Annotated in this window: 14 protein-coding genes and 1 pseudogene; 3 read left to right on the forward strand and 12 right to left on the reverse strand. The window is 71.1% G+C overall.

What is annotated here, in order from left to right:
• From MET9862_RS30300 to MET9862_RS25985, 10 genes and pseudogenes are all read right to left on the reverse strand, one after another.
• Window positions 1-360, reverse strand: a pseudogene (locus MET9862_RS30300) (hypothetical protein); the annotation flags it as partial.
• A gap of 125 nt (window positions 361-485) precedes the next feature.
• On the reverse strand, window positions 486-848 hold the full coding sequence (locus MET9862_RS25945) for a hypothetical protein (RefSeq protein WP_142585852.1): 363 nt from the start codon (window positions 846-848) through the stop codon (window positions 486-488).
• Between the two features lie 209 nt (window positions 849-1,057).
• Window positions 1,058-2,242: an acetyl-CoA C-acyltransferase gene (locus MET9862_RS25950; RefSeq protein ID WP_142585853.1), complete on the reverse strand. Its 1,185-nt coding sequence runs from the start codon at window positions 2,240-2,242 to the stop codon at window positions 1,058-1,060.
• Between the two features lie 105 nt (window positions 2,243-2,347).
• Window positions 2,348-3,106, reverse strand: coding sequence for an SDR family NAD(P)-dependent oxidoreductase (locus tag MET9862_RS25955; RefSeq protein WP_142585854.1), 759 nt, complete (start codon window positions 3,104-3,106; stop codon window positions 2,348-2,350).
• A 59-nt stretch (window positions 3,107-3,165) separates the two neighbouring features.
• On the reverse strand, window positions 3,166-4,152 hold the full coding sequence (locus tag MET9862_RS25960) for a branched-chain amino acid ABC transporter permease (protein ID WP_142585855.1): 987 nt from the start codon (window positions 4,150-4,152) through the stop codon (window positions 3,166-3,168).
• A gap of 24 nt (window positions 4,153-4,176) precedes the next feature.
• On the reverse strand, window positions 4,177-5,064 hold the full coding sequence (locus tag MET9862_RS25965; protein WP_142585856.1) for a branched-chain amino acid ABC transporter permease: 888 nt from the start codon (window positions 5,062-5,064) through the stop codon (window positions 4,177-4,179).
• Between the two features lie 61 nt (window positions 5,065-5,125).
• Entirely contained in the window at window positions 5,126-6,328 is a 1,203-nt protein-coding gene (locus tag MET9862_RS25970) for an ABC transporter substrate-binding protein (protein ID WP_142585857.1), read from the reverse strand.
• An 84-nt stretch (window positions 6,329-6,412) separates the two neighbouring features.
• The gene (locus tag MET9862_RS25975; protein ID WP_142585858.1) at window positions 6,413-7,153 is read right to left on the reverse strand and encodes an ABC transporter ATP-binding protein; all 741 of its coding nucleotides are present in this window, start codon (window positions 7,151-7,153) and stop codon (window positions 6,413-6,415) included.
• A complete protein-coding gene (locus tag MET9862_RS25980; protein ID WP_142585859.1) occupies window positions 7,146-7,904 on the reverse strand; it encodes an ABC transporter ATP-binding protein in 759 nt (252 codons plus the stop codon). The genes MET9862_RS25975 and MET9862_RS25980 overlap by 8 nt, the downstream gene beginning before the upstream one ends.
• A 223-nt stretch (window positions 7,905-8,127) precedes the next feature.
• Complete coding sequence (locus MET9862_RS25985; RefSeq protein ID WP_142585860.1) at window positions 8,128-8,391, reverse strand: hypothetical protein; 264 nt, start codon at window positions 8,389-8,391, stop codon at window positions 8,128-8,130.
• 298 nt (window positions 8,392-8,689) lie between these two features.
• Between MET9862_RS25985 and MET9862_RS25990 the strand changes: the two genes are divergently transcribed.
• The 3 genes from MET9862_RS25990 to MET9862_RS26000 all read left to right on the forward strand — a co-directional run bounded on the left by MET9862_RS25990 (window position 8,690) and on the right by MET9862_RS26000 (window position 11,228).
• Window positions 8,690-9,079 (forward strand): RidA family protein, encoded by a 390-nt coding sequence (locus MET9862_RS25990; protein ID WP_142585861.1) that lies wholly within the window; start codon window positions 8,690-8,692, stop codon window positions 9,077-9,079.
• A 92-nt stretch (window positions 9,080-9,171) separates the two neighbouring features.
• Window positions 9,172-10,113: an oxygen-dependent coproporphyrinogen oxidase gene (gene hemF / locus MET9862_RS25995; protein ID WP_142585862.1), complete on the forward strand. Its 942-nt coding sequence runs from the start codon at window positions 9,172-9,174 to the stop codon at window positions 10,111-10,113.
• On the forward strand, window positions 10,110-11,228 hold the full coding sequence (locus tag MET9862_RS26000; protein ID WP_142585863.1) for an ATP-dependent DNA helicase: 1,119 nt from the start codon (window positions 10,110-10,112) through the stop codon (window positions 11,226-11,228). The genes hemF and MET9862_RS26000 overlap by 4 nt, the downstream gene beginning before the upstream one ends.
• Before the next feature lie 109 nt (window positions 11,229-11,337).
• Here the strand turns inward: MET9862_RS26000 and MET9862_RS29670 are convergent, their stop codons facing one another.
• Entirely contained in the window at window positions 11,338-11,475 is a 138-nt protein-coding gene (locus MET9862_RS29670; protein WP_185157011.1) for a hypothetical protein, read from the reverse strand.
• Window positions 11,476-11,653: 178 nt separating this feature from the next.
• Entirely contained in the window at window positions 11,654-11,872 is a 219-nt protein-coding gene (locus MET9862_RS26005; RefSeq protein WP_142585864.1) for a hypothetical protein, read from the reverse strand.
• Window positions 11,873-12,676 lie beyond the last annotated feature (804 nt).

Consider the following 12,676-nt stretch of genomic DNA (forward strand, 5'->3'; position numbering starts at 1 on the left):
CGGGGCGGGGCGGGGGGTGAGGGGGGCCCGCGCGCCCGCGCGACGGGGGGCCCGCCCCAGGCGGCGCACGCAGGGGTTGTCGCCGGGAAGGGGGCCGCCGCGGGCCGCCTCGGGGGGGGGGGGCCCCCCGCCCCCCCGCGCCGGCCCCCCCCCCCCCCCCCCCACCCCCCCCCCCCCCCCCCGGAGGGGCTGCCGCCCGCCGCGCTCGATCGTGACCTCGATGGCGCGGGCGCCCGCGTCGATGGCGTTCTCGACGAGTTCCTTCACGGCCGAGGCCGGCCGCTCGACCACCTCGCCCGCGGCGATGCGGTCGACGAGGACGGGGTCGAGGCGGCGGACCGGGCGGGGCGAGAGGGTCATCGGACCCGCAGATATAGCGGTGCGGCCGGCCCCCCGCTATGGCGGCGCGGCTCCCGGGCGCGGCCGCGGTGCCGTTGTCCCGGCATGATCGCGCGCCGAGGCCGATCCGGGTCGATGGCGGGCGCTCAGCCCCGGGCGGCGAGGCGCGGGCCGCCGAGGCTGATCCGGGTCGTCGCGCCCGTTCGCGGCGCGCCGTAGGCCGGGGGCGCGTAGGGCCGGCGCGACAGGTCGTAGAGGGTGGTGCCGACGAGGCCCGCGGCGCGCTGCAGGCTCTGGCCGTCGCAGGTCGCGGCGATGCGGATGCCGAGTTCGTAGGTGTGGCTCCGCCCGTAGAGGTAGACCGCGAGCCGGGCCCGGGTCGCCTCGGGGATGCCGGCGACGAGGTCAGCGACCGTCTCCGGTGCGGCGCGCGCGAGGCGCCCGAGCGCCTCGACGGGGACGGGACAATCCTGCGCCGGGTCGTCGACGCTGAGCGGCGGAGCCTTCATCGCGGAACCTGTCGAGGCCTGTGCACCTGTCTGACGTGACGGTCCAAACCTGCGGCCCGATGGTTAACGAAGCGTCAACGCCCGGAGAAAAATGGTTTCGATCGGCCGCGACGACTGATGACGGCCGGGTTCTCTTCTGATCTGGTCTTGCGTGATGACCGCCCGCCAGCCGCAGTCACTGGCCGGAGACTGTCATCACGCCGCCGTGATCAGGTCAGGCGCTCCACCGCCATCGCGGTCGCCTCGCCGCCGCCGATGCACAGGCTCGCCACGCCCCGACGCAGCCCGTGCGTTTCCAGGGCGGCGAGAAGGGTCACCAGGATGCGGGCGCCGGACGCGCCGATCGGGTGGCCGAGCGCGCAGGCGCCGCCATGGACGTTCACCCGGCCGTGGTCGAGGCCGAGATCCTGCATCGCCGCCATCGCGACCACCGCGAAGGCCTCGTTGATCTCGTAGAGATCGACGCCTCCGGCCTCCCAGCCCACCCGCTCCAGAAGGGTGCGGATCGCGCCCACGGGGGCGGTGGTGAAGAGGTTCGGCGCCTGGGCGTGCGTCGCCTGGCCGCGGATCGCGGCGAGTGGGGTCAGACCGCGCCGCTCGGCCTCGGACAGCCGCATCAGCACGAGGGCGGCGGCCCCGTCCGAGATCGAGGAGGCGTTGGCCGCCGTCACCGTGCCGCCCTCGCGGAAGGCCGGGCGCAGGGTGGGGATCTTGTCGGGGCGGGCGTTGCCCGGCTGCTCGTCCTCGGCGACGACGCGCGCGGCCCGGGCCACCGTCACCGTCACGGGCACGATCTCGCGGGCGAAGCGGCCGTCTCCTTGCGCCGCCTTCGCCCGATCGAGGGAGGCGAGCGCGTAGGAATCCTGCGCCGCGCGGGAGAACTGGTAGGCCTCGGCGCAATCCTCGGCGAAGGTGCCCATCAGGCGGCCGCGGTCGTAGGCGTCCTCCAGCCCGTCGAGGAACATGTGGTCGCGCACCTGCCCGTGACCCATGCGGTAGCCGGTCCGCGCCCGGTCGAGCAGGTAGGGGGCGTTCGTCATGCTCTCCATGCCGCCGGCCACCGCCACGGCGGCGTGGCCGAGCGCCAGGGCATCGTGGGCGAGCATCGCGGCCTTCATGCCGGAGCCGCACATCTTGTTGACGGTGGTGGCCCCGGCCGAGAGCGGCAGCCCGGCCTTCAGCGCGGCCTGCCGGGCCGGCGCCTGCCCTTGCCCGGCCGGCAGCACGCAGCCGAACACCACCTCCTCGACCGCCTCGGCCGGGATCCCGGCCCGCTCGATCGCGGCCCGGATCGCGGCGGCGCCGAGGTCCGGCGCCGGCAGGTCGGCCAGCGCCCCCTGCAGCGCGCCGATCGGCGTGCGCGCTGCGCCGACGATGACGACGGGGTCCTGCATCGGGCGTCCCTCCCTGACGATCGGCGCGGCGCAGCTCAGGATCTAAGCTCTTGTCTTGACGCGCTCTCTTGCGCCGAACCGGTATCCACTTCGGCGGAGAGCGCTCTAACGCGGCGCCATCCGCAGCGCCCCGTCGAGGCGGATGACCTCGCCGTTGAGCATGTCGTTCTCGATGATATGGGCGACGAGCCCGGCGAATTCAGCCGGCCGGCCGAGCCGCGGCGGGAAGGGCACCGAGCGCCCGAGCGCCTCCTGCACCTCGGGTGCCAAGCCCGCCATCATCGGCGTCTCAAAGATGCCGGGCGCCACCGAGACCACGCGGATGCCGTGGCTGGCGAGGTCGCGGGCGAGCGGCAGGGTCAGGCTCGCCACGCCCCCCTTCGAGGCGGCGTAGGCGGCCTGGCCCACCTGCCCGTCGAAGGCGGCGATTGAGCTGGTGGTGACGATCACGCCGCGGCTGCCGCCCGCGTCCGGGGCCTGGCCTGCGATGGCCTCGGCCGCGAGCCGGACCATGTTGAAGGTCCCGACGAGGTTGACCCGGACGGTGCGGGCGAAGCTGTCGAGGTCGTGCGGGCCGGACCGGCCCAGCACCCGCGCTCCGGTGACGATGCCCGCGCAGGTGACGAGCCCGTCGAGGCGGCCATGGGCTTCGAGGCAGGCGGCGACGGCCGCCCGGCCCTCGGCCTCGTCGGCGACGTCGGTGCGCACGAAGCGGCAGCCGATCGCGGCGGCGACCGCGCCGCCGTCCTCGGCGATGTCGGCGACGACGACCCGGGCGCCCGCCGCGCTCAGGTGCTCGGCCACCGCCCGGCCGAGCCCCGAGGCGCCGCCGGTGACGAGGAACACGCGATCCGGGATTCTCATGGGCTATTCGCTCCTGGGGCCGGGAGGTGAGCCCATCGCCCTGTTGCGCGGTTCCCCACTCAAAGCGGCTTCTTCAGGATCCGCGCGAACAGCCCGACGATGCCCTCGCGGAACAGCAGCACGCAGAGCACGAAGACCGCGCCCTGGATCACCGTCACCCAGGCGCCGAACGGGGCGAGGTAGGTCTCCATGGTGACGATGACGAGGGCGCCCGCGATCGGCCCGAACACCGTGCCCATGCCGCCCACCAGCGTCATCAGCACCACCTCGCCCGACATCGACCAGTGCACGTCGGTGAGCGAGGCGAGCTGGAAGACGAGTGCCTTGGTGGCCCCGGCCAATCCCGCCAGCGTCGCCGAGAGCACGAAGACGGCGAGCTTGTACTGGTTGACCCGGTAGCCGAGCGAGACCGCGCGGGGCTCGTTGTCGCGGATCGCCTTCAGCACCTGCCCGAAGGGCGAGTGGATGATGCGGTAGATCAGCAGCATGCCGCCGAAGAAGACGACCGCCACGAGGCCGTAGAGCACCCGGTCGTCGGCGATGCTGATGGCGCCGAACAGGTTGCCGCGGGGCACCGCCTGAATGCCGTCCTCGCCGCCGGTGAACTTTGCCTGCAGCGAGAAGAAGAACACCATCTGCGCGAGCGCCAGGGTGATCATCGAGAAGTAGATGCCCTGCCGCCGGATAGCCAGCGCGCCGAAGACGAGGCCCAGCAGCGCCGCGGTCGCGGTGCCCGACAGGATCGCGAGTTCCGGCGTCAGGCCCCAGTGCTTGGCGGCATAGGCCGAGACGTAGCTCGCCATGCCGAAATAGGCGGCGTGGCCGAAGGAGAGCAGGCCGCCGTAGCCGAGCAGCAGGTTGAAGGCGAGCGCGAACAGCGCGAAGCACAGCACCTTCATCAGGAAGACGGGGTAGAGCACCAGCGGCGCCAGGGCGAGGGCGATCGCGAGGCCCGCGAAGACCTTGCGGTGCAGCGCCTTGTCGTCCCGGCCCTCAGGCCGGGAGGCCGCGATCGGGGCGGCGTCGAGGGCGGCGGTGTCGGCCATGGCTCTTGTCTCCTTCGACCGAGATCAGGCCGTGCGGCCGAACAGGCCGGCGGGCTTCACGAGCAGCACCAGCACCATGATGACGAAGATCACCGTCGCGGAGGCCTCGGGGTAGAACACCTTGGTCAGGCCCTCCACCAGCCCGAGGGCGAAGCCGGTGATGACGGAACCCAGGATCGAGCCCATGCCGCCGATCACCACCACGGCGAAGACCACGATGATGATGTCGGCGCCCATGTTCGGGTTGACCGAGTAGATCGGCGCCGCGAGCACGCCGGCAAAGCCCGCCAGCGCCACGCCGAAGCCGTAGGTCAGCGTCAGGAACAGCGGCACGTTCACGCCGAAGGCCTGGACGAGGGTCGGGTTCTCGGTGGCGGCGCGCAGATAGGCGCCGAGCTTGGTCTTCTCGATGACGAGCCAGGTGGCGAGGCAGACGGTGAGCGAGGCGACGACCACCCAGGCGCGGTAGTTCGGCAGGAACATGAAGGGCAGGCGCTGGCCGCCCGAGAGCTCGGCGGGGATCGCGTAGGGGAGCCCCGAGACGCCGTACTGGTTGCGGAACAGGCCCTGGATGATCAGCGCCAGCCCGAAGGTGAGGAGCAGGCCGTAGAGGTGGTCGAGCTTGTACAATCGCGCGATCAGGAAGCGCTCGAGCAGGATGCCGAACAGGCCGACCACCAGGGGCGCCAGCCCGAGCGCCCACCAGTAGCCGAGCCCGAGATAGGTGAGCAGCATCCAGGCCACGAAGGCGCCCATCATGTAGAGGGCGCCGTGGGCGAAGTTGATGATGTTCAACAGCCCGAAGATGATCGCCAGCCCGAGCGAGAGGATCGCGTAGAACGAGCCGTTGATCAGGCCCAGCAGGAGCTGGCCGAACAGGGCCTGCGTCGGCACGCCGAAGATCGTGGTCATGGTCCGCCTGAGCCGTCGCGTCTCAAGAAGGCCGCGCCTTGACGGGCGCGGCCGATCCGATTCAGCCCTTCACCAGCGGGCAGCCGCCCTCGTTGAGGGGCCGGAAGACCTCGTTGCCGGGAATGGTCGCGAGCGTCTTGTAGAGGTCCCACGGGCCCTTCGACTCGGCCGGCTTCTTGACCTCGAACAGGTACATGTCGTGGATCTTGCGGCCGTCGACGCGGATCGTGCCCTTGCCGAAGAGCGGGTCGTCGGTGGGCATCTCCTTCATCTTGGCCACCGTCTTGGCGCCGTCCTTCACGTCCTTCAGGGCGGCGGCGGCCTTCAGGTAGTGCAGGATGCCGGCATAGACGCCCGCATGGTTGGCGGTGGGCTTGCGGCCGTTCATCTGCTTGGCGAAGCGGTCCGAGAAGGCGCGGGTGCCGTCGGTGAGGTCCCAGTAGAAGGGCTCGGTGAGCACCAGCCCCTGCGCCACCTTGGTGCCGAGCGAGTAGACGTCGGAGGAGAAGACGAGGAGGCCGGCGAGCGCTTGGCCGCCCTCGGTGATGCCGAACTCGCCGGCCTGCTTGATGGCGTTGATGGTGTCGCCGCCGGCATTGGCCAGCCCGATCACCTTGGCGCCGGAGCCTTGAGCCTGCAGCAGGAAGGAGGAGAAGTCGGCGGTCGGGAACGGCGTCTTGACCGAGCCGACCACCTTGCCGCCGTTCTTGGTGACGACCGTGCTGGTGTCGCGCTGCAGGGTCTGGCCGAACACGTAGTCCGCGGTGAGGAAGAACCAGGTGTCGCCGCCGCGCTTCACCATGGCGCCGCCGGTGCCGTTGGCGAGCGCCACGGTGTCGTAGACCCAGTGCACGGTGTTGGGCGTGCATTGCGGGCCGGTGAGGTCGGCGGTGCCGGCGCCGGTGTCGATGAAGGCCTTGTTCTTCTCGCGCGTGACTTGGTTGATGGCGAGCGCCACCGAGGAGGTGACGCCGTCGATCACCATGTCGACCCCGTCGCGGTCGTACCATTGCCGGGCGAGCGCGGCGCCGACATCGGGCTTGTTCTGGTGGTCGGCGGAGACGATCTCGACCTTCACGCTCGGGTCGAGCTTGGCGAAGTCCTCCACCGCCAGCCGGGCGGCCACCACCGAGCCCTCGCCGCTGATGTCGGAATAGACGCCGGAGCGATCGCCGAGCACGCCGATCTTCACGGCCGTCTGGGCCTGCGCCGCGCCCAGGGTCAGGGCGGAGAGCGCGGTCGCGAGCAGAACGGATCGCAGCATGTGTTCGTGTCCTCTCTAAGCGGATGACGCGGCCCGGCCCCGCGGGTGCGCGTCGTGTCTTCTTGTTGGCGCGCCCGGGGTCGGTCAGACCCCGAGATAGGCGTGGAGCTTGTCGATGTTGGCGTCGAGGCGGCTGTTCTCGATCATGTCGACGACGCGGCCCTGCTCGACCACGTAGTGGCGGTCGGCCAGCGTCTGGGCGAAGCGGAAGTTCTGCTCCACCAGCACGATGGTGTAGCCCTCCGCCTTCAGTTTCAGGATCGTGCGGCCGATCTGCTGGACGATCACCGGCGCGAGCCCTTCGGTCGGCTCGTCGAGCAGGATCAGCTTGGCGCCCGTCCTGAGAATTCGGCCGATGGCCAGCATCTGCTGCTCGCCGCCCGAGAGCTTGGTGCCCTGGCTCTTGGCCCGCTCCTTCAGGTTGGGGAACAGCGCGTGGATCTCGGCGACCGACATGCCGCCGGGCTTCACGCGCGGCGGCAGCATGAGGTTCTCGTGCACCGACAGGCTCGCGAAGATGCCCCGCTCCTCGGGCACGTAGCCGATGCCGAGCCGCGCGATGGCGCGCGAGGCCATCCGGATCGTCTCGGCGCCCTCGTAGGTGATCGAGCCGGTGCGCTTGCCCAGGATGCCGATGATGGCGCGCAGCGTCGTGGTCTTGCCCGCGCCGTTGCGCCCGAGCAGCGTCACCACCTCGCCCGCCCCCACGTCGAGGTCGATGCCGTGCAGCACGTGGCTCTCGCCGTACCAGCCCTCCAGGCCGCGCACCGCCAGAAGCGGCGCCGTCGCGGCCGCCGGTGAGATCGCGCGCGCCGCCTCAGGCATGTCCGGCCCCGATATACGCCTCGACCACGCGCGGATCCTTCGACACGGTGGCGTAGTCGCCCTCCGCCAGCACCTGCCCGCGCGCCAGCACGGTGATGCGGTCGGACAGCGAGGCCACCACCGAGAGGTTGTGCTCCACCATCAGGATGGTGCGGTCCTTCGAGACCCGGCGGATCAGCGCCGCGGTGCGGTCGACGTCCTCGTGGCCCATGCCGGCCATGGGCTCGTCGAGGAGCAGCATCTCGGGATCGAGCGCGAGGGTGGTGGCGATCTCCAGCGCCCGCTTGCGGCCGTAGGAGAGCTCGACCGCCTGATGGCCGGCGAAGTCGGAGAGGCCGACCGCCTCGACGAGGTCGAGGGCCTCGCCGTCGAGGGCCCGCAGCACGCGCTCGTTGCGCCAGAAGTCGAAGGAATCGCCCCGGCGCCTGCGCTGCAGGGCGATGCGGACGTTCTCCAGCACGGTGAGGTGCGGGAACACGGCCGAGATCTGAAAGGAGCGCACCAGCCCGAGGCGGGCGACGTCGGCCGGCTTCAGGCCGGTGATGTCGCGGTCCTTGTAGCGGATCGTGCCGGCGGTGGGCTGCAGGAACTTGGTGAGCAGGTTGAAGCAGGTGGTCTTGCCGGCGCCGTTCGGGCCGATCAGCGCATGGATCGTGCCGCGCGCGACCTCAAGGGTCACGCCGCTGACGGCGCGGAATCCCTTGAATTCCTTCGTCAATCCGCTCGTTGCCAGGATGATGTCCTGAGCCAAGCGCAACCCTCCCATGCGATTGGCGGCGAGCTTGTACCGGAAGCGTGAGCGGCGTCCACCGCATTTCGCATTCAGCCGGGGACAAAGCGGCGGCGCTGATAGCAGGGAGCAAACAGACAGAGGCGGGGCTCGCGCCCCGCCTCCCTGGCGGTCGTCGATCGGGAGCCGGCGCATCGCCCGCGACCCCCGCGATCGGCCCCGCGATCGCGGGGCGGGACACGGGTCAGTAGGCCGGGCCGCCCGAGGTCTGGCCGTATTGCGGCACGAGGCGCTCCTGCTGGTTGGCGTTGCCGGCCTTGGCGGAATCGACGGCGTTCCAGTCGCGCACGCTCGGGCGGGCGCCAACGATCGCGCCGGTGGTGGCGGGATCGAAGACGTTGGCCGGGGCGCGGCCGGGATGGGGCCAGTTGCCGGCCTGGGCGAACGCGGCCGGAGCGGCCAGGCTCAGGGCGACGGCGACGGCAGCGGTGGCAAAACGGGTCTTCATGAGAGTATCCATCACGGTTCTTCGGCTCTCATCGCGCGCGAGATCTTGCTAAGATCTCGGCGGCGGAAAGTCTTTGCTCTTGTACGAGGCCGGATATGGTGCCCGTATCCCGGCCGCGACGTGCGGTCGAGCACGTCGCGGCCAGGGCTTGCGCTCCAGCGCGCCAGGGCGCTGCGGGGCTTGCGCTTGCGCTCCAGCTCGCGGCGGGACTGGCGCGGGCGAGCCCCGGCGCGTATCCCCCAAGGCCCGGAGCCACCGGCAAGGGGCCGGCACCGTGGCCGGCAGGAGCGACACCCGCATGAGCGACCCGATCGAGCGCATCGCCACGCCGGCCGTGCCCACGCCGGCCGGGCATTATTCGCAAGCCACCGCCTGGCGCGACCTCGTCTTCGTCTCGGGCCAGCTCGGGCCACGCAGCGACGGCAGCCACACGGCGGGCGAGCCCTTCGAGGTCCAGGCCCGGCAGGTGCTGACCAATCTCCTCGCCATCCTCGCGGAGGCGGGCTGCGGGCCGGAGCGGGTCCTGCGCTGCACCGCCTATATCGTCGGCGTCGAGAACTGGCCGGTCTTCAACCGGGTCTATGCCGAGATGTTCGGCGCGGCCAAGCCCGCCCGCACCGTGGTGCCGGTGGCGGCGCTCAATCACGGCTACCTCGTCGAGGTCGAGGCGATCGGCGCGCGGGGCTGACCGCTCAAGGCGGGTCCTGGGCAGCCCGCCGGGAAACCTGCATTGATTCATCGCATTGACGCTCGCCCGGGCAGATGGGAAAGCCTGCCGCCATGACGTCTCCCTCCGCGACACGGCCAGACCTGTCCCACCCCCTCCCCTCCGAGGCCGACATCGCGGCCCTGAAGGCGGAGGCCGGCGCGTGGTTCTCCACCTTGCGCGACCGCATCACGGCGGCGCTGGAGGCCATCGAGGCGGAGGCCGAGGGCCCCTTCGACGGGGACGCGCCGGCCGGGCCGCAGCGTTTCGTGCGCACCCCCTGGGAGCGCACCGACCATGACGGCCGGCCCGGCGGCGGCGGCACCATGGCGATCCTGAAGGGCCGGGTCTTCGAGAAGGCCGGCGTGCATGTCTCGGCGGTGCACGGGGAATTCGCCCCCGAGTTCCGGGCCCAGATCCCGGGCGCCGCGGAGGATCCGCGCTTCTTCGCCACCGGCATCTCGCTGATCGTCCATCCCTGGAACCCGAACGTGCCGACCGTGCACATGAATACCCGCCTCGTGGTGACCACGAAGGCGTGGTTCGGGGGCGGAGCCGATCTGACACCGGTGCTCGACCGGCGCCGGACCCAAGCCGATCCGGATTCGGAGCTGTTCCACGCGGCCCTGCGCCGGGCCTGCGAGGCGCATGCCCCGGCGGTCGACTACGCCAAGGTCAAGGCCTGGTGCGACGAGTATTTCTGGCTGAAGCACCGCGACGAGCCGCGCGGCATCGGCGGCATCTTCTACGACTACCACTGGACCGGCGCGCCCCAGGACGACCTCGCCTTCACCCGCGACGTCGGCCTCGCCTTCCTCGAGGCCTATCCGGCGATCGTCCGGCGCAACCTCGCCACGCCCTGGAGCGAGGCCGACCGGCACGAGCAGCAGGTGCGGCGCGGGCGCTACGTGGAGTTCAACCTGCTCTACGACCGCGGCACGATCTTCGGCCTGAAGACCGGCGGCAACGTCGCCTCGATCCTGTCCTCGCTGCCCCCCACCGTCCGCTGGCCGTGAGCGCAGGCGTTCCGACCCGGTTCGCGCCGCAGCAGGAGGCGGCGCTCAAGGCCATCGCGGACTGGCGCAGGAACGGAGACAGCCAAGTCTTCCGTTTGTTCGGCTATGCCGGGACCGGCAAGACCACGCTCGCCCGCCGCATCGCCGAGGACGTGGACGGCACCGTGCTGTTCGGCGCCTTCACCGGCAAGGCGGCCTCGGTGATGCGGGCCAAGGGCTGCCACGATGCGGGCACCATCCACAGCCTGATCTACCGCACCAAGGAGGCGGACGAGGGCGGCCCGACCTTCACCCTCAACCGCTCCGGCCCGGCGGCCAAGGCCGATCTCATCGTCATCGACGAATGCTCGATGGTCGATTCGGATCTCGGGCATGACCTCCTCTCCTTCGGCAAGCCGGTTCTGGTGCTGGGCGACCCCGCGCAGTTGCCGCCCGTGCGCGGCGGCGGCTTCTTCACGGAGGGCGAGCCCGACGTGATGCTGACCGACGTGCACCGGCAGGCCGAGGACGACCCGATCGTGCGGATGGCGATGACGGTGCGCGAGGGCGGACGCCTCGCGCCCGGCCGCTACGGGGCGAGCGAGGTCGTCTCCCGCCGCGAGATCCACCCCGAGCAGGTGCTCGACTGCGACCAGGTGCTGGTGGGCCTCAACAAGACGCGGCGCCTCTACAACAACCGCCTGCGCGAGCTCGCCGGCCATACCGATCCGATGCCGGCGGTGGGCGAGAAGCTCGTCTGTTTGAGGAACGACCGCACCAAGGGCCTGCTCAACGGCTCGACCTGGACGGTGAAGGCTTTGCGCGCGCCCCCGCGCCCGGACATGGTCCGCCTCGACGTGGTGCCCGACGACGACCCGGCGCTGCGGCGGCGGGCCACCGACATCAAGGTGCTGCGCCAGATCATCAGCGGCAGCGAGGAGGAGATCCCGCTCTATCTCCGCCGCGAGACCGACGAGTTCACCTACGGCTACGCTCTGACCGTGCACAAGGCCCAGGGCTCGCAATGGGACAAGGTGGTCCTCTTCGACGAGTCCTACGCCTTCCGCGAGCACCGTGCGCGCTGGCTCTATACGGGCCTGACCCGGGCCGCCGAGGCCGTCACGGTGGTGGTGTAGGGGCATTCCGCGCGCCGGTCCGCAGGGCCGGCACAAAAAGGCCCGCCGCGGCGGACCGGGCGGGCCTGTCGTCGTCCCGATGATGAGCGGAAGGACGCGGAGCGGCGGCTCAGGCGAGGGTCGGCACCGGGCCGGCGGAATCGGTCGTGCGCGCATCGCCGTCGAACAGGCCGGCGAGGGCGACGGCAACGGCGATGTTCGCGATGGCGGCGACCGGGAGAAGCGCGAGAGCGGTGAGAAGGGTCATCGAAGGCGTTCCGTTTGGTGCGGTGCGATGGGACTGATATCGCACCGCACGCGCCGGTTTGGTATGCCAGATAATGACGACCAAGCATGCCGACTCTGCATGGCTGCGGCTGGATGATCGGGAGGGCCGGCCCGACATGCGGGGCCGGACCCCGTCACCAGCCTCGGCGATGCACCGCTCAGCGGTTGCCGGCCTCGGCAACCACGCGCGCCTTGGCCGGCGCGGCGGGGACGAGGCGCGGGGTCGTGGTCAGCTCCGAGGCCGGCCGCGTGGCGGCCGTGGCGCGGGCCTGCTCCCGGTAGAGGGTCGGGGTCACGGTGAGCCCGCCCTCGGCGGCAGCCGATCCGATCACGGTGACGGAGGCGATGGCAGCGATGAGAAAAGTCCGGACGGTCATGGTCTGATCCTCGAATGGCAGGGCGGTTGCCCCGTCTCGAGGGGTTATTTGCGCTGCGTCGCACAATCATTCAAACAGATGCGATTGATAGTCGGGATCGATGGCATCGATGTTGATCGCGCCGTCATGGGCCGGCGCCTCTCTCGCCGTGGGCTAGTCTCGCCTCGCCCTGCCCTGCTCTGTTCAGGGCCGGCGGCCCCGATATCCCATCCATCCCCCTCATCCTGAGGTGCCCACGTCAGCGGGCCTCGAAGGATGCCTCCAGGGGATCTCGGCGCTATCTGGAGGCCTCCTTCGAGGCCTCCGCTCTCGCTCCGGCGCCTCAGAATGAGGTGGGTGGATGGGATCGGCTGGCGATGCGCGGCTTGACAATGTTCCTGTTTTGTGCGCATTTGCTTGCACCTGCCGGCCGGCATCGCAGGGGTGATCCTGCGCTGCCTTTCGGGGGCCCGTCCCGGGGACCGACCGGGAGGGGCGCGGACGGCGGGGCGGTGCCCGCGTCATCGGCCTCGGATCCGGCCGGTGCCCCGGGCGGCGTGCCGGCGCAAGGTCTGCTCGGATCCGGGCGGTGAGGCGGGCTGAGGAAATGCGCCCGTCCCGACCCGGCTCTGGGGGATCGCCAGAGACTCGCCGGCCCGACCCACTAGGAGGCGGGCCTCGCGCCGGACGGGCGTATGTCAGCGTGCACGGGGTTCCCGTCCCGCTAGGGACCGGACCCGGCCAGCGGCAGTCGCGAGGTCGGAGGACGCCGGGACAGACACCGCGACGACAAGACGGATGGGCGGGCTTGCAGCAGGGCCTCTC

Origin of the sequence: Methylobacterium symbioticum (assembly GCF_902141845.1) — a bacterium.
In the GTDB taxonomy this organism is placed as follows: Bacteria; Pseudomonadota; Alphaproteobacteria; order Rhizobiales; family Beijerinckiaceae; genus Methylobacterium; species Methylobacterium symbioticum.